We start from the raw sequence: 20,542 nt of genomic DNA on the forward strand, positions 1-20,542 counted from the left end.
CTACTCCTTAAAACAATGACATCTGTGAGCTTTCCGGAAGTCCCTCAAGTGCGCCGATATTTTTCAGCGACTCAATAATAGACTTGGAAACCTTTGTCTTTATCTGCATTTCTTCAATGGAAAGGTATGTATTTACCTTTCCCGATTCAGCGAGAGATATTGCGGCGCTTTCGCCAAGTCCGGGAATTGTTGAAAACGGAAGTCTTATTTTGCCGTCCTCAACCTTGAACATTTTAGCCTCGGATTTGTAAATGTCAACAGGCAGAACTTCAATTTTTCTTGCAAGCATTTCATTTACAATCTGAAGTGTAGCGTACTCCTGATCTTCTTTTGTAGACGATTCGTGGGCGCTTTGCTTTTGCTTTATAAGTTTCATTCTGTTTTTAACAGCCTGATGTCCCTGCATAAGCACAACACCGTCAAGGTTTTCGCTTCGTACCGTAAAGTAAGCTGCGTAATATTCAACAGGCTTATGCACCTTGTACCAGCCAAGTCGCAATGTAGAAATCATATATGCGGCGGCGTGGGCTTTCGGGAACATATACTGAATTTTCATACAGGAATCAATGTACCATTCGGGAACATTGTTATCTCTCATCGCCTTGAAATGTTCTTCGGTAAGCAATTTTGTCGCATTACCTTTACGGACAATTTCCATTATCTTAAATGCCATACCCGGCTCAAGTCCCTTATGCATAAGGTAAGTCATAATGGAATCTCGAGTACCGATAACGCTTGAAATATCGCAGGTATGATTATGAATAAGCTCCTGCGCATTGCCAAGCCATACACCTGTTCCGTGTGACAAACCTGCAATCTGCAAAAGGTCGGTAAATGTTTTTGGCTTAGCCTCTACCAACATTCCTCGTACAAAGGAAGTACCGCATTCGGGCAAGCTGAATGTACCTGTTTCTGAGCCTATATCTTCGGGAGTTACACCGAGAGCTTTGGTTGATGTAAACAGGCTCATAACCTCGGGGTCACTCATTGATACTTTCATAACGGGAATACCCGTATAAAGTTCAAGATAGTGATAAATTGTCGGAACATCGTGTCCGAGCTCATCAAGTTTTGTAATTGTATCGTGAATAGAATGGAAGTCGAAGTGAGTGGTAATATTGTCGGACTTCATATCGTTTGCAGGGTGCTGAACAGGACAGAAGTCGTAAACTTCGCTTGTTCTCGGTACAACAACCATACCGCCTGGGTGCTGACCCGTTGTACGCTTAACGCCCGTACAGCCGAGAGCAAGTCGCTTGATTTCAGCCTTATGAAGAATCATACCCTTATCGTTGGCATAACCCTTTACATAGCCGATAGCGGTTTTTTCCGCAACGGTAGAAATAGTACCCGCCTTAAACACATTGTTTTTACCGAACAGTTCCTCGGTATATCTGTGCGATTTTGACTGATACTCACCGCTGAAATTAAGGTCAATATCAGGCACTTTGTCGCCTTTAAATCCAAGGAATGTTTCAAACGGAATTTCGTGACCGTCCTGGTCCATAAGAGTGCCGCACTCGGGGCAATTCTTAGGAGGCATATCAAAACCCGAACCGTAACTGCCGTCTGTAATAAATTCGCTGTGCTTACATTTTGGGCATATATAGTGCGGACAAAGCGGATTTACTTCGGAAATACCCGACATTGTCGCAACGAATGACGAACCTACAGAACCTCTGGAACCTACAAGATAACCGTGTGCCTCGCTGTCGGCAACGAGTTTTTGAGCGGTCATATAAAGTACGGAGAAGCCGTAGGTTGTAATTGAATTAAGTTCTTTGTCAAGACGAGCCTTAACAATTTCAGGAAGAGGGTCACCGTATTTTTCCTTTGCCCTTTCCCATGTGATAGAAACGAGTTCTTCCTCCGCACCCTCAATGTTAGGAGGGAAAGTTCCCTTCGGAATAGGTCTTATCGACTCGCACATATCGGCAATTTTGCGTGGATTTGTGACAACAACTTCGTATGCCTTTTCTTTGCCGAGGTACTCAAATTCTTTGAGCATTTCCGCTGTGGTTCTAAGGTAAAGCGGAGCTTGGTCTTCGGCATCTTTAAAGCCCTGACCCGCCATAAGAATTTTTCTGTAATCGGCGTCCTTCGGGTCCATAAAATGAACATCGCAAGTAGCACAAACAGGCTTGCCGAGTTCTTTGCCGAGTTTTACTATAGTCTTATCAATTTCGTGGAGTTCTGCCTCATTGGCAAATCTGCCCTCACGAATCATAAAATTATTGTTTCCCGCAGGCTGAATTTCAAGGTAGTCATAAAATGATGCAATTGCTTTGATTTCAGGCCACGGCTTTCCGAGAAGTATAGCCTGATACAGCTGACCTGCACAACAAGCCGAGCCGATTATAAGTCCCTCACGGTGCTTAACAAGCTCACTCTTAGGTATTCTCGGCTTTTTATAAAAATATGTGAGATGAGCGTAAGAAATCAATTTATACAAATTCTTAAGACCTGTTAAATTCTTTACAAGAATTATTTGGTGATAAGTCGGCAGTTTTTTGAAGTCACCGCCGCCTGCAATCTGTGTATTGATTTCGTTGGTTTTTGTAATATTGTAGTCATCTTTAAGACGGGTACAAAGATTTATAAAAATTCTTGCAAGCATTTCCGCATCGTCGGTTGCACGGTGATGATTAAAGTCGCCAAGTCGCAAATACTTTGCAACGGTATCCAGCTTGCAGTTTTTAATATCGGTCAAAATGGCTCTTGAAATTGCAACGGTGTCAATGGAAGTGTAGTTGTACTCCCTGTTCATATTTTCGCAAGCCTTACGGATAAACGAGGTATCAAACGGTGCATTATGCGCAACAAGCACATTGTCGCCTGCAAATTCAAGAAATGCGCTAACCGCCTCGCTCTGTGACGGTGCGTCTTTTACCATAGCGTCGGTAATGCCCGTAAGCTCGGTTATCTTTGCGGGAATCGGCATACCCGGATTTGCAAAAGTTGAAAAAGTATCGGTTATCTGTCCGTTTTCAACCTTTACGGCACCGATTTCTGTGATTTTGTCATGATTTGCGGAAAGACCGGTAGTTTCAATATCAAAGCAGATAAATGTGCCGTCAAGCGGTTCTTCGCTTTTGCCCGAAACAGATTCTACAAGGTCATCCATAAAGTAAGCCTCTGTGCCGTAAATAACCTTGATTTTTTCGCCGTCTTTATTAATTTTATCGGCGGCTTTCATAGCATCAGGGAAAGCCTGTGCAACACCGTGGTCTGTGATTGCAACTGCCGGGTGTCCCCAATCGGCGGCTCTTTTTACAAGGTCGCCTGCCGAGGTTACTGCGTCCATCTGCGACATATTCGTATGCAAATGCAGTTCGACACGCTTTTCCTCCGCTTTATCCACAACCTTAACCTTATTTGCAGTGCCGATTGACCTTGCAATAAGCATAAGTTCGCCTGCGTAGCGGTCATATTCGACATCGCCCTGAACAACTACTGTGTCACCTTTTTTCAGGTTATCAAGAATTGCGGTGTCTTTGATTGTTCCGAAAACTTTTACGGATGTAGAACCCGAATAGTCGGTAATGTCGATTACAAAAATATTTTTATCTCCCGACTTTGTTACCTTTTTTTCAATATCAAAAATATCGCCCCATACGACTATTCTGCCTGTGTCGGCAACAATTGTGCTGATTGGCTCGATTTTACCTCGTATAGACCTGCCGTAAAAAGGTTTTATTGAGGCTTCAACAATCTGCGGCAGCAAAAACTTGCCCTCCCGCACTTCAATTTCCTGCACTGCATCGGAATTTCTCTTTTCCTTTACAGCCTTTGTAACAGCCTCATTGCTCGCAGTATCGTGCACGCTTTCTTCAATCTTTTGTCTTTCGATTTTTTCTGCGGCATTTTTCATTGTCTGCATATATTCTTCGCTCTGTCCGTCAACTTCAAGCGTACCTGTATATATAATGTTGATTTCAAGCGAAAATTCCTCTGCAACAAGCCTTTTAAGAGCCTTGTCAAAACCCTTGGCATCTAAAAGGCTTTTGCCGCCGTTATTAAGTGTGATTTGCAAATTACCTTCCTCATAGGTAACAAATGCGTTGTTAAGTGTGCCGTTAATACTCGGAATATCACGCTTAACCGCCTTATACAGCTCAGGAAAATAATCTGCTGAAAAAAGTTTAGAATCATAAATCGGATTAATTCTGACAGAGCCGAGATTTAATTCGGATTTGGAAATTTGTTTTTCGGCAGCAAAAAGGTTATCCCTCAACACAAGACCGCCAAATTTGGCAGTCATTGTGATTGAGCGATTATTACTGTTAATATTAAGTTTTAAAAGCTCGGCTGATGATATATCATCAGCGAGCGGTTTATCCGCAAGATACGGATTAAAGACTTCTCCGAGTGTTTTCATATTCTTCCTTATAAGAATTATAATTTATCGATTTCATCCATAAGAGCGTCAACAAGCTGCTCCTCGGGAACTTTTCTGATTACTTCACCTTTTTTGAATACAAGACCGCAGCCGTCACCGCCTGCAATTCCGATGTCAGCCTCTCTTGCCTCACCCGGGCCGTTTACAACACAGCCCATTACGGCTACTTTGATATTCTTTTTACAGTCTTTAAGTCTGTTTTCAACCTCTCCCGCAATTTTTACAAGGTCAATTCTTGTTCTGCCGCAGGTCGGGCAGGATACAAACTGCACACCGCTCTTTTTAAGTCCGAGCGCTTTTAAAATATCGTTAGCGGCATAGATTTCCTTTACAGGGTCAGCCGTAAGAGAAACTCTGATTGTGTCGCCGATTCCGTGAAGTAACAGCGAACCGATACCTGCAGCCGACTTGATAATGCCCATTCGTTCGGTACCTGCCTCGGTAACGCCAAGGTGGAGCGGATAATCGCACTGCTCGTTTGCAAGCTCATAAGCCTTAACCATAAACGGAACGGTTGAGCTTTTCATTGAAAGAACAATATCGTTAAAATCGAACTTTTCAAGCAAAGACGCATGATAAAGCGCACTGTCGCAAAGCGCCTGCGGTGTGGGGTGACCGTACTTTGCGAGAATTTCCTTTTCAAGCGAGCCGGAATTTACGCCGATTCTGATAGGAATATTTCTCTGACGGCAAGCGTCAGCAACCGCCTTTACCCTGTCATCAGAACCGATATTGCCCGGATTTATACGAATTTTATCAACACCTGCGGCACAAGCCTCAAGCGCCAATTTATAATCGAAATGTATGTCGGCAACAACGGGAATTGTAAGAGCCTGCTTTAATGCCGGAATAAGTTTAACCGCATCCTTGTTAGGAATAGCGGCTCTTATAATCTGACAACCTGCTTTTTCAAGTTCAATCGCCTGTTTAACCGAACCCTCAATATCAGTTGACGGTACATTCAGCATTGACTGAACGCTTACTTGTGCACCTCCGCCGACAAGCACATTGCCGACCTTAACTTGTTTTTTACTTCCCACTGTAATTCCTCCTGTGCTACAGGCTTAGCTGTCCGGTAAACAACTGCCATATATCCTTACAGGTTACAACAACCATAAATCCCATAAGAATAATAAAGCCTGCTGCATTGATATATTGCTCAACCTTTCTCGGTATCGGCTTTCTGAATATCCACTCAATAAGCAAAAGCAAAAATCTTCCGCCGTCAAGTGCCGGGAACGGGAGCATATTGAATATACCGAGATTTATTGTAATCAAGGTCATTACATTTAAAATATTAAATACCGCAGAACCGAAGTTTGTTTCAAGTCCCTGTGAGGCAACCTGTGTTACCGCAGATGCAATGCCGACAGGACCTGACATATCTTTAAATCCAAATCTGCCCTGCACAATCCATACAACCGACTGCCATACCATTCTGCCGACTGACAAAGCTTCGGAAAATCCCTGTTTAATTACAGAAGTGAATGTCTTGTCGATTGGCTCAACATAAAAATCAAGAGAAACCGACGGCTTATCTGCCTCTTTATCCTCTTCGTTTTTATAGTAAGTAAAGAACTGAACATCGTTTAGCTCAACTTCTTTGCCGTCCCTTATTACCGTAACAGTTGCAGTATAACGCTGACGGGTATCTTTTTCGGTAATTGTCGGGAGAGTATAGTCTGTTACACCGATTGTATCATAAAGTTTTTTGACGGTATCGTCCATCACCTTTTTAGCCTCGGTTTTGTCGGCGGAATTATTCACCACCGTACAACCGTCGGTTGTGATATTGTAAAGTTTCAGGAGCGTATCGTCATCGGGCTTTTTATCGGTTGCGATTTTACTGTACTCCGTACAGATTGCATTTGCGCAGTCCTGCTTATATACGGATACAGACTTACCGTCAACATTTTCACAGTTTACACCTGCAAACGAAAAAGATAAATCCTTTGAATTGTAAATATCATATCCGTTGACCTTAACGATTTTATCGCCGATCTGTAAACCGCAGTTTGCGGAATAAGAGCGTGGGTCAAACTGTTCAACAGTCGTAGAAGAGTATGCCTCCTGCGGAATGACCATTATAAAAGAAAAAATTATGCCAAGAATTATATTCATTACCGCACCCGCAATAATGACTATCATTCGTTTCCAGACCTTTGCATTATTAAACGAGCGCGGCTCGGGACTGTCTTCGTCCTCGCCCTCCATTGCACAGAATCCGCCGATTGGAAAAAGTCTTAAAGAATACTGTGTTTCGCCCTTTTTAAAACTAAAAAGCTTTGGCCCCATTCCAAGTGCAAATTCATTTACCTTAATGCCCGAAAGCTTTGCCGTAATGAAATGTCCGAACTCATGTAATCCTATAATCAGCTCAAAAAGCAGCACCGCAATTACTACCAAGGCTATAGTTACTAATATTTGCATATTTGGTCAATCAACTCCAGATAAAAATTCCGCAAAATCTAATTATTTGTTTACCGTTCTGCGTACAAACTCTCTTGCAAGTGCGTCTGCGTTCAGAACATCCTCAACATTTTTTTGATTAATTGTCTTTACGGCATTTAATGATTCCGTAACAAGACTGCCTATTTCAAGGAAAGATATTTTTCCCTGACGGAATAAAGCGTTTGCCTCTTCATTTGCGCCGTTTACCACAGCCGTAGCCGTACCGCCTGTATCAAGGGCTTTCTTGCATGCTGTAAGACATTCAAAAGTCTTGTAATCAGGCTCAAAAAATGTCATTTTGGCAATATCCGCAAGTTTAAGCTCGCCCACAGGCGACTCATAACGGTCGGGATATGTAACCGCATACTGAATAGGAATACGCATATCGGGCAAGCCGAGTTGAGCGATAACCGAATTATCGTCATACTCAACAAGCGAATGGATTATACTTTCTCTGTGAACCACAACATCAATTCTGTCGCCCTCAACATCAAAAAGTCTGCTTGCCTCTATAATTTCAAGTCCCTTATTCATCATTGAAGCAGAGTCTATGGTGATTTTAGCGCCCATACTCCAATTCGGATGATTAAGAGCCTGCTCTACCGTAACATTTTTAAGTTCGTCACGGGTTCTGCCAAAGAAAGGACCGCCCGATGCCGTAAGTATCAGCTTTTTAAGCGCCTTATTCTGCGGCATACCCTGCAAGCACTGAAAAATTGCCGAGTGCTCGCTGTCAACAGGCAAAAGCCTTACATTATTATCCCTGACAGCATCCGTAACAAGATGTCCGCCCGCAACAAGAGTTTCCTTATTTGCAAGCGCAATATCTTTTTTGGCATTTGCCGCCGCAATTGTGGGCAGCAAGCCTACCATTCCCACAACGGAATTAAGTACAAGTTCGCAACTTTTTTCGGTTGCCGCCGCAATAAGTCCGTCCATTCCGCCGAGAACTTTTGTATTGGTATCTTTGACCGCAAGCTGTAATTCTTTTGCTTTTTCTTCGTCAAAAAGCACTGCAATCTGCGGCTTATACTTTCTTATCTGCTGTTCCGTTAGCTTTACATTTGAATTTGCGGTAAGCGCTGTAACATTCAAGTTAAGTTTATCGACAACATCAAGCGTTTGAGTACCGATTGAACCTGTTGAACCTAAAACGGAAATATTTTTAATCATAATTTACACCACCGTAGCAAAAGGCAAAAACTGATTGATTGCAAGCATAACAGGAGCGGTAAAAATAATGCTGTCAAATCTGTCGAGCATACCGCCGTGACCCGGAAATACAGAACTGTAGTCCTTAATGCCTACACTTCTCTTGATAAGAGAAAAACTCAAGTCGCCGAAAATAGAAACCACGGCGTCAACAACACCGAGAATGATAAGAGCAACAAAGTTAAACTTATATTCGGGAGCAATTACAAACGCAAAGAGCAAACCGAGTACAACGGCAGTCAATACGCAGAAAATTACTCCGCCGACTGCGCCCTCAACCGTCTTTTTAGGGCTGACATTCGGACAAAGTTTATGTTTGCCAAAGCTTGCGCCGATAAAAAATCCGCCTGCGTCCGCCATCCAAGGAAGTGAAAAAATAGTTGCAAAGTAAAAACTCAACGGCTTGCAATTAAGGCAAAGAGCCGAAAACGCACTCATTCCGAATGTGATAAGAAGTGTGCCGAACATCGCATACGCAAAGTCAAGATAATTGATTTGCTTGTGATTGTATATCAGCATAGCAAACCCCACTATCATAAAAACGGCAATAATCGGATATACCAAGCCCGTATTTAATACTATGGGAATTACTGCTGCAAATAGTATGCACGGAACCGAAATAAAATATTTTTTCAACAGCTTGTTAGCGTGTAAGTATTCGCCTGTCATAAACGCCGTAACCGCAGCTACCGCAAAGGCGATTACGAGCGGCTGTATTTCTCCCAAAAACAGCAAAACTAAAATTATGGAAATGCCGACAACCGCTGTAAGAAGTCTTGCTTTTAATGATTTCATAACTGATCTACCTGCTTCTTTATACTCCTCCAAAGCGCCTGTTGCGTTGAGAGTATATATTAATAGCCTCGTCAAGGTCTGATTTTTCAAAATCAGGCCAGAGCTTATTCATTATGACAAACTCGGTATAAGCAGCCTGCCATAGCATAAAGTTTGAAATTCTGTATTCACCGCTCGGTCTGATAATCAAATCGGGATCGGGCTGACCGGCGGTATAAAGATAATTTGAAAAAAGCGCTTCGTCAATATTTTCAACATCAATCTTACCGCTTTTTACATCTGTGCTTATATTTTTAACGGCACGCACAATTTCGTCACGGCTGCCGTAATTCATAGCAATATTAAGCACCATACCGTCACGGTCTTTTGAGCTTTCCTCGTTTTCAATCATAAGATTTTGCAAATCTAAGCTGAAATGAGATTTATCTCCGATAAATTTTACAACAATGCTGTCATCTTTAAAGTCCTCAAGCGCCTCGTTAAGGTAAGACTTAAAAAGTTTCATAAGAGCGCTGACTTCGTCCTCTGGGCGTTTCCAGTTTTCAGTTGAAAAAGCATAAACGGTAAGATATTTTATACCGATGTCCGAGCAATATCTTGTGATTTTTCTGAAAGTTTTTGCGCCCTCACGATGTCCGACAGAACGAGGCAGACTGCGCTTTTTTGCCCATCTGCCGTTACCGTCCATTATAATACCTATGTGTTCGGGTAAAATTATATCCGTTTTTTTAGCTTCTTCAGACTTTGAATTCCAAAAAGCCATATTACATCTCCAAAATTTCTTTCTGCTTTGCGGCTGAAATTGTGTCTATATTCTTGATATACTTGTCTGTAAGCTCCTGCGCTTTCTTTTCGCCCTGCTTTAAATCGTCCTCTGTAAGCTCACCGCTCTTCTTCATAGCCTTAAGTTTGTCGATTAAGTCACGGCGAACATTTCTTACCTGTACCTTTGTATCTTCGGAAATCTTCATAATGTCTTTTACGATTTCCTTTCTTCTGTCCTCTGTAAGAGGCGGGAATACAAGGCGGATAACCTTACCGTCGTTCTGTGGGTTAATACCGATGTCAGATGTAAGAATAGCCTTTTCAATCTGTCTTAAAACAGACATATCCCAAGGCTGAACGGTGAGAGTTCTTGCCTCTGTTACCGAAACTGCCGCAAGCTGATTTACAGGAGTAGGTGCACCGTAATAATCAACCTTTACCTTATCGAGTACACCGGGGTTTGCTCTGCCGGCTCTGATTTCAGAAAACTCCTGCTGCATATGAGATACTCTTCTCTCCATTGATTCAGAAGCCTTTTTAATCTGTGTTTGCATAATGTTTCCTCCGTTAATTCATCATAAAATATTAGTCTATAGCATCAACTACAGTACCGATGTTTTCACCGCATACCGCACGATAAATATTCTCAGGGTCTTCAAGGCTGAAAACGAGAACAGGGAGCTTGTTGTCCTTACAAAGTGAAGCTGCTGTGCTGTCCATTACCGCAAGGTCCTTGTTGAGAACCTCGTGGAAAGAAACAACATCGTACTTCTTAGCATTTGGATTTGTTTTAGGGTCGCTGTCATATACGCCGTCAACCATTGTAGCTTTCATCATAATGTCAGCCTCAATCTCGTTTGCACGAAGAGCGGCAGCTGTGTCTGTGCTGAAGAACGGGTTACCTGTACCGCAGCCGAAGATTACAACCTTGCCTGATTGGAGATGGCACATAGCCTTGTTGCGAATGTAAGGCTCTGCAACCTGGCGCATTGAAATAGCGGTCTGAACTCTTACTACGCAGCCGAGCTGCTCAAGTGCGTCTGCTACGCCGAGAGCGTTGATTGCAGTTGCAAGCATACCCATATGGTCTGCTCTTGTTCTGTCCATATCACCTGAACTTCTGCCTCTCCAGAAGTTACCGCCGCCAACAACGATACCTACCTGAACGCCTGCGTCTACGCACTTTTTGATTGGTTTACATATTTCAACAACTTTGTCGAAGTCGATACCTGTTTTCTGATCACCTGCAAGTGATTCGCCTGAAAGTTTTAATAAAATTCTATTGTATTTTGGTTTCATAACTTAACACCCCACTGTGTAATATAATTACTATAATAATACTATAAAATGCCTGTTTTGTAAAGAAAATTAAGACAATATTTTCTATTTTGCGTTCTTTATTTTAAATCGTGTGACAATATTCTGCATAAAAGACTTTCAAATGCCGATTCAAACCTTAAATCGTCCTCTTTTGTACGCTTTTTAGGCCCTTTGAGATGATTTTTTGAAGATGACATTCTTGCCTTTTTGTTGATATGCCGCTCCATTAAAAGTCCGTCGATATTCTCGTTTGTAAATATTTTTCCCGACTGATGAATTGCATAACCGCCTTTGCCGAGTACAAGAGCCGCAACTCCGTAATCCTGCGTAACAGCAATATCTCCGCTTTGACAAAGATTTGCAAGCGCAATGTCAACAGCGTCGGCGCCTGCACCGATTACTTTAATTTCACTGTAATTTGATGAAAGAATGTGGTTTGTATCGCAAAGCAAAATGACAGGCACTCTGTGCTTTTTCGCAATCTTTTCAACTTGTTTTACAACGGGACAAGCGTCTGCATCTACCAATATTTTCAAGCGTTTACCTCCTTTTTATATCGTAATGTTTTTATTAAAGTTACACAAACATTGAAATTAACTCTAAGGCAATAACCTAAAAACGGACTTGAAAAATCAAGTCCGTTTAGTTTTAATCTGTAATTTTAATTGAATTTATAACTGGCTGATTTTCTGCGTCTACAGAACCGTTGCTGTCGGTTGTTACCGCATTTTTACAGATTTCATCGACAATATCCATACCGTCGGTTACATATCCGAAGCAAGCGTACTGACCGTCAAGATATGTGCTGTCTGACTGAACAATAAAGAACTGTGAACTTGCGCTGTCCATATCTGTTGAACGAGCCATAGAAATCGCACCTCTTGTATGTGAAAGGTTATTTTCTACGCCGTTCTGCGAAAATTCACCCTTGATTGTGTTATCCGAACCGCCTGTACCGTTTCCTAACGGGTCGCCGCCCTGCATCATAAATCCGTCAATAATGCGGTGGAATGTAAGTCCGTTATAAAAACCGCTGTTTGCAAGATTTATAAAGTTTGCAACCGTAATCGGAGCAACATCACCGTCAAGCTCAACCTTAATTACACCGTAATCACGAATATTAATCTCTGCGTGATGAGTACCCTTTGCCTCATCGGTGCCTATGGTGGCAGATGTATTTGTTCCGGCAGTTACAGAAGCATCCGTAGCTGATGGGGTACTGTTATTTTTATTTGAAGTTACGGCAAAAACAACTATAACAGCAATAAGAAAAACAGCAACGGCTGAAATTGCAATCCACGCTTTCTTTTTATCCGATTTTTGTGGTTTAGCCAAAGACAGCACTATATCATCAACTGCTTTTTCGGCAGTATCGGAAAGTTTTTTCTGTGCCGCAGCGCTTTTAACTATATCCGATGATGCCGTCATTAAGAAAACAATATCTCTTTTACTGAAATTTCCGTTTGACAGTCTTAACTGTTTTTTTACATTTTCTCTGCCGTAATCAAGAGAATTTTGCACTTTATCTTCAGAAATTTTTAAAACATCGGCAATTTTCTTTGCGTCATAATCGCATAATAAATTAAGAGCAAGTGCGATTCTTTGATTTGCTCCTACGGCTTTAAGAGCATTCACAAAAAGTTTTTTCTGTTCGGCTGTAATTGCAGATACAGATGATATTTTGTCTTTATCCGCAAAAGGCTGTAACTTTGCAGGAATATTGTCAGAGTTTTTTTCATCGGAAATAAAGCCTTTGCAAACTCTTGCGGTTTCGTATGTTACAATTTCATCAAGGTTGTCGACTTTAGGATTTTTTTCTATGGCAGAAAAAACAGCCTTAAAAGATTTTTTAAATGCATTTTCAGCTTTTTGACTGTCTGAAATTACAGTTGAACAGAAAAAGCAGACATAATTCTGATATTTTTCGGCAATAAAATCAAGTGATTTTTTATCGCCGAGTGACGCTTTTAAAATTAATTTTTTTAAATTCATCGTTATTCCCTTCCCATTTAGTTTTTCTGTAAAATTATATAAACTAAAACTGACAGTAAGATATAATTTTTGTGAATTTCAAGTGAAAAAGTTTTGAAAGTTGAAAAAAGTAAGATTTTAGCAGAATATTTTACTGCATAATTATAAAAGTTTGGTCAACCTTTTATAATATCTAATGAAGTATTCAGCTAAACCATAATTTATCAATCTTACCGCAACGCAAAATTGCAGAAAAAACGGGCTGCCCTGCAAAAGAGAGCAGTCCGTTAAAACTTGAAATTAATTATACCTTCTGGCAAACAGCGTTGATAGATTCAGGAAGTTCTGACTCCTCTGCTGAAATAAGAAGAACGATGTTTGTCGATGAAGCCTCTGAAAGCTCCTGCAACTTCTTTGTGAAAGTTTCTACACCGTCAACACCTGTAGGACAAATCTTGAATGTTGAGTCAACAAGAATGTCTGTAACATCATAGTTGCCTGCGCAGATACCGCTGATAAAACCAAAGAGCATATCGTAACCCTCAATGAGGTACTGCTCGGTATCAATAAGTCTTGCCTTGTGTGTTACATCGTAAGTAAGCTTTGCGCCCTTTTCGATTACAACAACATTACCTGCAGAAGCAGCAACTGCCTCATTAGCAAGAGCGATAAGTTTTTTTGTTTTGCCTGTTCCTTTTTTACCGATAAGTAAAGTAACCATATTATTTCCTCCAGAATATTAAACTTATTTACAAAAGAAATTACTTGAGTCTTGCCTCAAGAGCAGCCTTCTGATCCTCATAACCCGGTTTGCCAAGGAGAGCAAACATATTCTTCTTGTAGCTTTCTACGCCGGGTTGGTTAAATGGATTTACGCCAAGCATATAGCCGGAAATAGCACAAGCCTTTTCAAAGAAATAGATGAGATAGCCAAGCTCTGATTCGTTCATCTCAGGAACATTGAGAACGATGTTAGGTACACCGCCGTCGTTATGAGCAAGAACCGTACCCTCAAAAGCCTTGCGGTTTACATATCCCATTGTCTTTCCCGAAAGGAAGTTAAGACCATCAACATTTGTAGGATCTGTGCCGAGTGTAACTTCTTTTTTACATTTATCAAAGAGAACAACAGTTTCAAACATAGTTCTTCTGCCGTCCTGAATGTACTGACCGAGTGAGTGAAGATCTGTTGAGAAGATAACGCTTGCAGGGAAAATGCCCTTGTTATCCTTGCCCTCACTCTCTGCAAAAAGCTGCTTAAACCATTCAGACATCATTGTGTAAGCAGGCTCGTAAGATACCATAACCTCCATTGTTTTACCCTTACGGTAAAGAATGTTACGGAGTGCCGCATATTTGTAGCAATCGTTTGTAGCGAGGTCGTCATTGTCAAATTCTTTCTGTGCAGTTGCCGCACCCTGCATAAGAGCGTCAATGTCAGCGCCTGAAACAGCAATCGGAAGAAGACCTACTGCTGTAAGTACAGAGAAACGACCGCCTACATCATCAGGAACTACGAATGTTTCGTAACCCTCTTCGTCTGCAAGAGCCTTAAGTGTGCCCTTAGCCTTATCTGTTGTGCAGTAAATACGCTCTCTTGCACCCTCTTTGCCATACTTTTTCTCAAGCATTTCACGGAATACACGGAATGCGATGGCAGGCTCGGTTGTAGTACCTGATTTTGAAATCATATTTACAGATACATCTTTACCCTCGCAAAGCTCCATAATCTCTGCAAGTGCAGATGAGCTGATTGAGTTACCTGTAAAGTAAATCTGCGGTGTATCCTTACAAGTAAGGTTGTAGTTCTGTGAAGTAAGAAATTCAATTGCGGCTCTTGCACCGAGGTATGAACCGCCGATACCGATTACGATAAATACATCGGAATCTTTTTTAATCTTCTCGGCAGCAGCCTTAATTCTTGCAAACTCCTCTTTGTCATAATCTGTAGGAAGATTAAGCCAGCCAAGGAAATCGTTTCCAAGACCTGTACCGTCGTGAAGCACCTTGTGAGCAGCCTTTACTTCAGCAGCCACACCCTCATACTCGTGTTCATTAACGAAACCTTTTAAATATTTGTCTGTAAGTTTTGTAGCCATTATTAATTCCCCCAAAATTCCCTTTCGGAATAATACTGCGTAATATACCGTAAAAACGGTGATAAAAGCAACATAAAATCCGAAACAAGTATCTTTGCTGTCTTATTATACTATAATTCCCGACTTTTTGCAAGGTCATTTTGTATATTTTATAAAGAAATTATAGAATTTAATAAAACCGAGAAAACTGAGGCAAAAGAAATCTTTTCTGCGTCCTGCAAAGCGGTAATTTCAAAGCTTTTTACGGCAATGCCTTCAAGGCTGTATGTAACCGTGCCAAGCTTTTGTCCGCTCACAACGGGGGCTTCTATGCTTTCGGGCAAATCAATTTTTGAAACTATCTTTGAACTGCTGTTTTTATCAAGCACAATGCTTGCGTTTACATCACAGCCGATACCGATATTTCCCTGCATACCGTTTTCAACCTTAATTGTTTTCGGTAAATCTTCGGGTGCTTTCAACTGTGTTACCGAAAAGTTTGCAAAACCGTAATCGAGCAAAGCCGCTGCGTCCGAAAAACGCTCTTTACCCGAGTTACAGCCGAGAACTACCGCAACAAGGCTCATATCTCCCCTTTTTGCCGACGCCGACATACAACAGCCGGCATCATTTGTAGTGCCTGTTTTCAGTCCCGTTATGCCGTTATAAGTTTTCAGAAGTTTATTTGTATTTACAATCTGTGTTTTTCCGTCACGAAGATTATCAAGCCATATTGAAGTGTAATCAAAAATCATTTCGTGCTTCATAAGTTCTCTCGACATTACCGCAACATCATAAGCTGAGGTAATGTGTCCGTCCTCGTCAAGTCCGTTGCAGTTTTTAAATACCGTGTCTTTCATTCCGAGCTGACTTGCCTTTTCATTCATTTTCTCTACAAACACTTCTTCACTACCGCACAGATGCTCTGCAAGCGCAACGGCGGCATCATTTGCAGAGGCAACCACTGTGGCTTTTATCATATCGTCTGCGCTCATAGTTTCGCCCTCTTCGAGCCATATGTCGCTGCCGCCCATTGACGCTGCGTGTGCCGAGGCGGTGATTGTATCGTCAAGGCTTAATTTTCCGTTGTCGATAGCCTCGCAAACAAGCAGCATTGTCATAACCTTTGTAATGGATGCGCAGGGACGCTGTTCGTGCGGATTTTTTTCAAACAATATTTTGCCCGATGAAGTTTCCATAAGCACGGCCGACGGCGCTGTAATCGTTTCTTCCGTCACAGCATTGACATCAACCGAAAATACAGGTATCGCCGTAAAAATTATTGCAATAATCAAAGCCAACGATAATTTTTTTATCATAAAAACACCTCGTTCAATAATATGAACGAGGTGTGGCTTGTATGATTTAAGTTAAATCATTTAAGAAAACCGAGGCTGCGAATAATCGGAATTTCGATTGACTTGTTGGCAAGTGACTTGAAAAGACAGATATAATTGCAAACAAGAACGATAACCTCACAAACAGCTGCCGCAATCGCAAAAATACAAGTCCATGATAAAACAGCTCCGATTACGCCGAGGAAAAACATTACAACAAATGATTTAAGTCCCTGCTTGATATGGAAATCAAGATACTTAGACTTTCTTGAGCTCTGTGCAATAAGTGCAACAATAATACCGAGTATGCTTGATACATAAATCACTGCTGCCAAAAGCTTGTTTTCAGAAACATCTTCGGCAGAAAATTCAGCTGTATGGTCATATTGATCTACAACAGGAGCGGGAGCTGCCGCATACTGATTGTACTGTGGCTGCTGTGCCTGTGGTTCTGCCTGCTGTGCAACAGAAAAACCGCAATTCTGGCAAAAAACAGCGTTGTCTTCCATCTGTGCGTTACATCTTGGACAATTTTTCATTTTTGTGTGCCTCCATTATTTTTGTGTATGATACAAACATTCATAGTTTAATATGTATGCTCAATATCCTTAATTAATTCATTATTCGATAATACAAACAGCGTGAGCGGAAATGCCCTCAAGCCTGCCTGTAAAACCGAGCTTTTCTTCTGTGGTTGCCTTTACGCTTACCTGCGAAATATCAATGCCGCAAGCATTCGCAATATTTTCTCTCATGGCATAGATATAATCCTTAAGCTTCGGCTTTTGGGCAATTACCGTAGAATCAATATTGCCGATTTTGTAGCCGTTTTCGTCAAGGATTCTGCAAACCTCTTTGAGCAAAGCGATGCTGTCAGCGCCTTTGTACCTTTCGTCGGTATCGGGAAAATGTTTGCCTATATCACCGAGAGCCGCAGCGCCGAGCAAGCTGTCCATTACTGCGTGAACAAGCACATCGGCATCGGAATGACCGAGCAAGCCAAACTCATACGGAATTTCTGTTCCGCCTAAAATGAGTTTTCTGTTTTCTGCAAATTTATGAACATCGTAACCGTGACCAATCCTCATATGTTATCCTTTCACTCAACAATTACCGTTTTTAAGGCGGTTTTTAAGTATGCTTTCCGCAAGAATTACATCTACGGGAGTGGTGAGTTTAATATTTTCTTCACTGCCCTTTACAACGAGAACTTCGCCGCCCATATTTTCGATAAGAGCGCAGTCGTCGGTAAATTCAAGGCTGTTTTCTCCTGCATTTTCAAGAGCAAACATATACAAATCTCTTTCAAAAACCTGCGGAGTCTGCACTGCTCTAAGCTGTGAGCGGAGCGGTGTGCTCTCAATCTTATTAAATCCGTCAACGATTTTGATTGTATCCGTAACGGATGTTCCGAGGGTTGCCGCACCGGTTTCAAAAGCCGCCTCAACAACTCTTTCGATTTCGTCAACAGTAATAAGCGGACGGGCGCCGTCGTGAATAGCAAAATATTTTGCCTTTTCATTCGCCGCCTTAATGCCGTTGCGCACGCTTGCGGAGCGTGAAGAACCGCCGAGCACAACTTTGCTGACCTTTGTAAATCCGTTTTGATTTACAAGTTCGTTAATGCGGTCAACATCCTGCTCACGGCAAACTATAACAATTTCTTTTATAAGGTAGCATTTCTGAAATGCTTTTAAAGTATATTCAATAGCCGGCTTGTCAAGAAGCGGAATAAACTGTTTGCTGTCTGCAATTCCCATTCTTACAGAGCCGCCCGCCGCAACTATTACAGCAGAAACATAAGCTGACATAAAATCAACTCCCGAGTATAATTTTTAAATTTTTTCAAACGCCTGTGCAAGGTCTGCGATAATATCATCCGCATTTTCAATACCTACAGAAAGGCGGATAAGGTCAGGAGCTACTCCTGCCTCAATAAGCTGTTCGTCTGTCATCTGGCGGTGTGTGTGGCTTGCGGGGTGAAGAATACATGACCTTGCGTCGGCAACATGAGTAACGATTGTGATAAACTTAAGCGAATCCATAAACTTTATTGATTCTTCTCTGCCGCCCTTGATACCGAAAGCAAGTACACCGCAAGAACCGTTCGGAAGATATTTTTTAGCAAGCTCGTGATACTTGTCGTCTTCAAGGTCAGGATAGGAAACCCACGCTACATTTTCGTTGTTTTTAAGATATTTTGCAACGGCAAGTGCGTTTTCGCAATGCTTTTTCATTCTAAGGTGAAGTGACTCAAGACCGATATTGAGGTAATAAGCGTGCTGTGGTGACTGAATAGCACCGAGGTCACGCATAAGCTGTGAAGTAGCCTTTGTGATGTAAGCCGCCTTACCGAAACGCTCGGCATAAACAATACCGTGGTATGAATCGTCGGGAGTTGTAAGTCCCGGATATTTGTCAGCATGAGCAAGCCAGTCAAAATTACCGCTGTCAACAATACAGCCGCCAACCGCTGTTGCGTGACCGTCCATATACTTGGTTGTTGAGTGAGTAACAATGTCTGCGCCGAACTCAAACGGACGGCAGTTTACGGGAGTGGCAAATGTGTTGTCTACAATAAGCGGAACACCGTGTGAATGTGCAAGTCTTGCAAATTTTTCAATATCAAAAACAGAAACAGTCGGATTAGTGATTGTTTCGCCGAATACAACCTTAGTGTTTGGCTTAAAGAGCTTGGCAAGTTCTTCTTCAGGGAGATCCTGGTCTACAAATGTGCATTCAATGCCCATCTTCTTGAGGGTAGTACCAAAGAGATTGTATGTACCGCCGTAAATTGAAGATGAGGCGATAAGATGGTCGCCTGCCTCGCAGATATTAAACACAGCAAAGAAGTTTGCAGCCTGACCGCTTGAAGTGAGCATTGCAGCCACGCCGCCCTCCATAGCGCAGATTTTAGCGGCTACGCTGTCATTGGTAGGGTTTTGAAGTCTTGTGTAAAAATATCCCTCTGCCTCAAGGTCAAAGAGTTTACCCATTTCTTCGCTTGTGTCGTACTTAAAAGTAGTGCTCTGATAAATCGGCAATTCTCTTGGCTCGCCTTTGTGCGGCTGCCAGCCTGCCTGCACACATTTTGTTTCAATATTCATAGTTTTTCCTCCAAAATAATTAATTTAACCAAATAAACCTTTTATAAAACCCGTTATAAAATCTGTGCCGTACACTGCAAGAGCAACAAGCGCAAGAAAAGCAATGGCTGAAAGGACTCTTACGGTGGTGCGTTTAACACCGCTCATCTTCTCGAATTTTTCGTCAAGAGTAGGCTCGTTACTGTCTTTTTGCTCAACCGCATCTTCAAGAACCTGAGTATCATCTTCTTTAATTGCGCCGATTCCTATACATATATCGTAGGCTTTTTCATATGCGGCATAAGGAACCAAAATATCGCTTTCGGCAGAATTTTTATTTATAAATTCCTGCTTTTTAAGCTGTTTGTCCTTAATAACGCTGTCGCAAGGGATAGAATTGTCTTCAAGTGCTGTTTTAACACGCTCAAGCTCAAATCCCTCGGCAGAAAGGAGATATACGGGAGTATTCTCGTCGATAATGCTCTCAAGAGGAGAATTACAGTTACTGCACACTGCGTCCTCATCATTGTGCAAATGCTTGCATTTAGTACATAGCTTCATAAAAATGTTTCCTTTTTTTATAAAAAATATCACAATAATTTATTTGCAATTCGTATTATTTACCATTTTATCACAAAAAAGCATATGTAGCAATACCTCACCGTAAACTATTTGTGATTTTATAGGAATTATTTTTTTATTTACGCAAAATTCAAATTTTTCACACACAAAGCAAAAGGCGGCAAGTCTGTGCCTGCCACCTTATCAAGAAAGGGTTTGTTGTTATTTAATTATTCTGTGATATATGAATCTGCAGTGCTGTTACATCGGCAACGGAGAGTTTGCCGTCTTTGTTCATATCAACGCAGTCAAACAACTGCTTGTTTGTTTCGTCAATAAAAGCCGAACCGTCGGTGTTTTTTTTGCCTGCAATGTGCATTTGTAAGTATGTAACATCGTTTACATTTAAGAAGTATTTGTATTCCACTTCATTTTCAGCAGCACTAACTCCAACAATCGGAATTGTGCCTACCAAAAGAAATACCGTAAGAATTTCAGATAAAGTCCGTCCAAAATTTTTTTAATTTTATTATTTTTCATGTGTATTCTCCTTTATAAAAAATATTT

The 20,542-nt window shown here is 41.5% G+C and carries 18 protein-coding genes and 1 pseudogene; all 19 read right to left on the reverse strand.

Translation table 11 applies throughout. The features are described from left to right. Positions 1-7 precede the first annotated feature (7 nt). The 19 genes and pseudogenes from I2E21_RS02290 to I2E21_RS02380 all read right to left on the reverse strand — a co-directional run bounded on the left by I2E21_RS02290 (position 8) and on the right by I2E21_RS02380 (position 20,450). On the reverse strand, positions 8-4,378 hold the full coding sequence (locus I2E21_RS02290; RefSeq protein WP_195410296.1) for a PolC-type DNA polymerase III: 4,371 nt from the start codon (positions 4,376-4,378) through the stop codon (positions 8-10). Positions 4,379-4,395: 17 nt separating this feature from the next. Beyond that, the gene (ispG, locus tag I2E21_RS02295; RefSeq protein WP_303106225.1) at positions 4,396-5,439 is read right to left on the reverse strand and encodes a flavodoxin-dependent (E)-4-hydroxy-3-methylbut-2-enyl-diphosphate synthase; all 1,044 of its coding nucleotides are present in this window, start codon (positions 5,437-5,439) and stop codon (positions 4,396-4,398) included. A gap of 16 nt (positions 5,440-5,455) precedes the next feature. Continuing rightward, entirely contained in the window at positions 5,456-6,829 is a 1,374-nt protein-coding gene (rseP, locus tag I2E21_RS02300) for an RIP metalloprotease RseP (RefSeq protein ID WP_195410297.1), read from the reverse strand. A 42-nt stretch (positions 6,830-6,871) separates the two neighbouring features. Then, complete coding sequence (locus tag I2E21_RS02305; RefSeq protein WP_022235154.1) at positions 6,872-8,023, reverse strand: 1-deoxy-D-xylulose-5-phosphate reductoisomerase; 1,152 nt, start codon at positions 8,021-8,023, stop codon at positions 6,872-6,874. A gap of 3 nt (positions 8,024-8,026) precedes the next feature. Next, positions 8,027-8,857, reverse strand: coding sequence for a phosphatidate cytidylyltransferase (locus tag I2E21_RS02310; RefSeq protein ID WP_186934862.1), 831 nt, complete (start codon positions 8,855-8,857; stop codon positions 8,027-8,029). A gap of 19 nt (positions 8,858-8,876) precedes the next feature. Continuing rightward, positions 8,877-9,620 (reverse strand): isoprenyl transferase, encoded by a 744-nt coding sequence (locus I2E21_RS02315; RefSeq protein WP_195410298.1) that lies wholly within the window; start codon positions 9,618-9,620, stop codon positions 8,877-8,879. A 1-nt stretch (position 9,621) separates the two neighbouring features. After that, positions 9,622-10,176: a ribosome recycling factor gene (frr, locus tag I2E21_RS02320; RefSeq protein ID WP_022235157.1), complete on the reverse strand. Its 555-nt coding sequence runs from the start codon at positions 10,174-10,176 to the stop codon at positions 9,622-9,624. Between the two features lie 31 nt (positions 10,177-10,207). Beyond that, positions 10,208-10,921, reverse strand: a complete 714-nt coding sequence (pyrH, locus tag I2E21_RS02325; protein ID WP_022235158.1) for a UMP kinase — start codon at positions 10,919-10,921, stop codon at positions 10,208-10,210. Between the two features lie 98 nt (positions 10,922-11,019). Next, entirely contained in the window at positions 11,020-11,478 is a 459-nt protein-coding gene (locus I2E21_RS02330; RefSeq protein ID WP_195410299.1) for a YaiI/YqxD family protein, read from the reverse strand. Between the two features lie 112 nt (positions 11,479-11,590). Beyond that, positions 11,591-12,091: pseudogene (locus tag I2E21_RS02335) on the reverse strand (peptidylprolyl isomerase); the annotation flags it as partial. A 1,126-nt stretch (positions 12,092-13,217) separates the two neighbouring features. Next, positions 13,218-13,634: a hypothetical protein gene (locus I2E21_RS02340; RefSeq protein ID WP_022235161.1), complete on the reverse strand. Its 417-nt coding sequence runs from the start codon at positions 13,632-13,634 to the stop codon at positions 13,218-13,220. A gap of 40 nt (positions 13,635-13,674) precedes the next feature. Beyond that, the gene (locus I2E21_RS02345; protein WP_195410300.1) at positions 13,675-15,012 is read right to left on the reverse strand and encodes a glucose-6-phosphate isomerase; all 1,338 of its coding nucleotides are present in this window, start codon (positions 15,010-15,012) and stop codon (positions 13,675-13,677) included. A 149-nt stretch (positions 15,013-15,161) separates the two neighbouring features. Next, the gene (locus I2E21_RS02350; RefSeq protein WP_195410301.1) at positions 15,162-16,310 is read right to left on the reverse strand and encodes a D-alanyl-D-alanine carboxypeptidase family protein; all 1,149 of its coding nucleotides are present in this window, start codon (positions 16,308-16,310) and stop codon (positions 15,162-15,164) included. Positions 16,311-16,366: 56 nt separating this feature from the next. Then, positions 16,367-16,867: a zinc ribbon domain-containing protein gene (locus tag I2E21_RS02355; RefSeq protein ID WP_022235164.1), complete on the reverse strand. Its 501-nt coding sequence runs from the start codon at positions 16,865-16,867 to the stop codon at positions 16,367-16,369. A gap of 81 nt (positions 16,868-16,948) precedes the next feature. Next, entirely contained in the window at positions 16,949-17,416 is a 468-nt protein-coding gene (gene ispF / locus I2E21_RS02360) for a 2-C-methyl-D-erythritol 2,4-cyclodiphosphate synthase (RefSeq protein ID WP_022235165.1), read from the reverse strand. Between the two features lie 15 nt (positions 17,417-17,431). Continuing rightward, entirely contained in the window at positions 17,432-18,139 is a 708-nt protein-coding gene (gene ispD / locus I2E21_RS02365) for a 2-C-methyl-D-erythritol 4-phosphate cytidylyltransferase (RefSeq protein ID WP_195410302.1), read from the reverse strand. A 24-nt stretch (positions 18,140-18,163) separates the two neighbouring features. After that, positions 18,164-19,435, reverse strand: a complete 1,272-nt coding sequence (locus tag I2E21_RS02370) for an O-acetylhomoserine aminocarboxypropyltransferase/cysteine synthase family protein (protein ID WP_022235167.1) — start codon at positions 19,433-19,435, stop codon at positions 18,164-18,166. A 24-nt stretch (positions 19,436-19,459) separates the two neighbouring features. Beyond that, positions 19,460-19,975: a hypothetical protein gene (locus I2E21_RS02375; RefSeq protein ID WP_195410303.1), complete on the reverse strand. Its 516-nt coding sequence runs from the start codon at positions 19,973-19,975 to the stop codon at positions 19,460-19,462. Positions 19,976-20,201: 226 nt separating this feature from the next. Then, entirely contained in the window at positions 20,202-20,450 is a 249-nt protein-coding gene (locus I2E21_RS02380; protein WP_195410304.1) for a hypothetical protein, read from the reverse strand. Between the last annotated feature and the right edge of the window lie 92 nt (positions 20,451-20,542).

The sequence above is a fragment of the Ruminococcus sp. BSD2780120874_150323_B10 genome, from assembly GCF_015553695.1.
In the GTDB taxonomy this organism is placed as follows: Bacteria; Bacillota; Clostridia; order Oscillospirales; family Acutalibacteraceae; genus Ruminococcoides; species Ruminococcoides intestinale_A.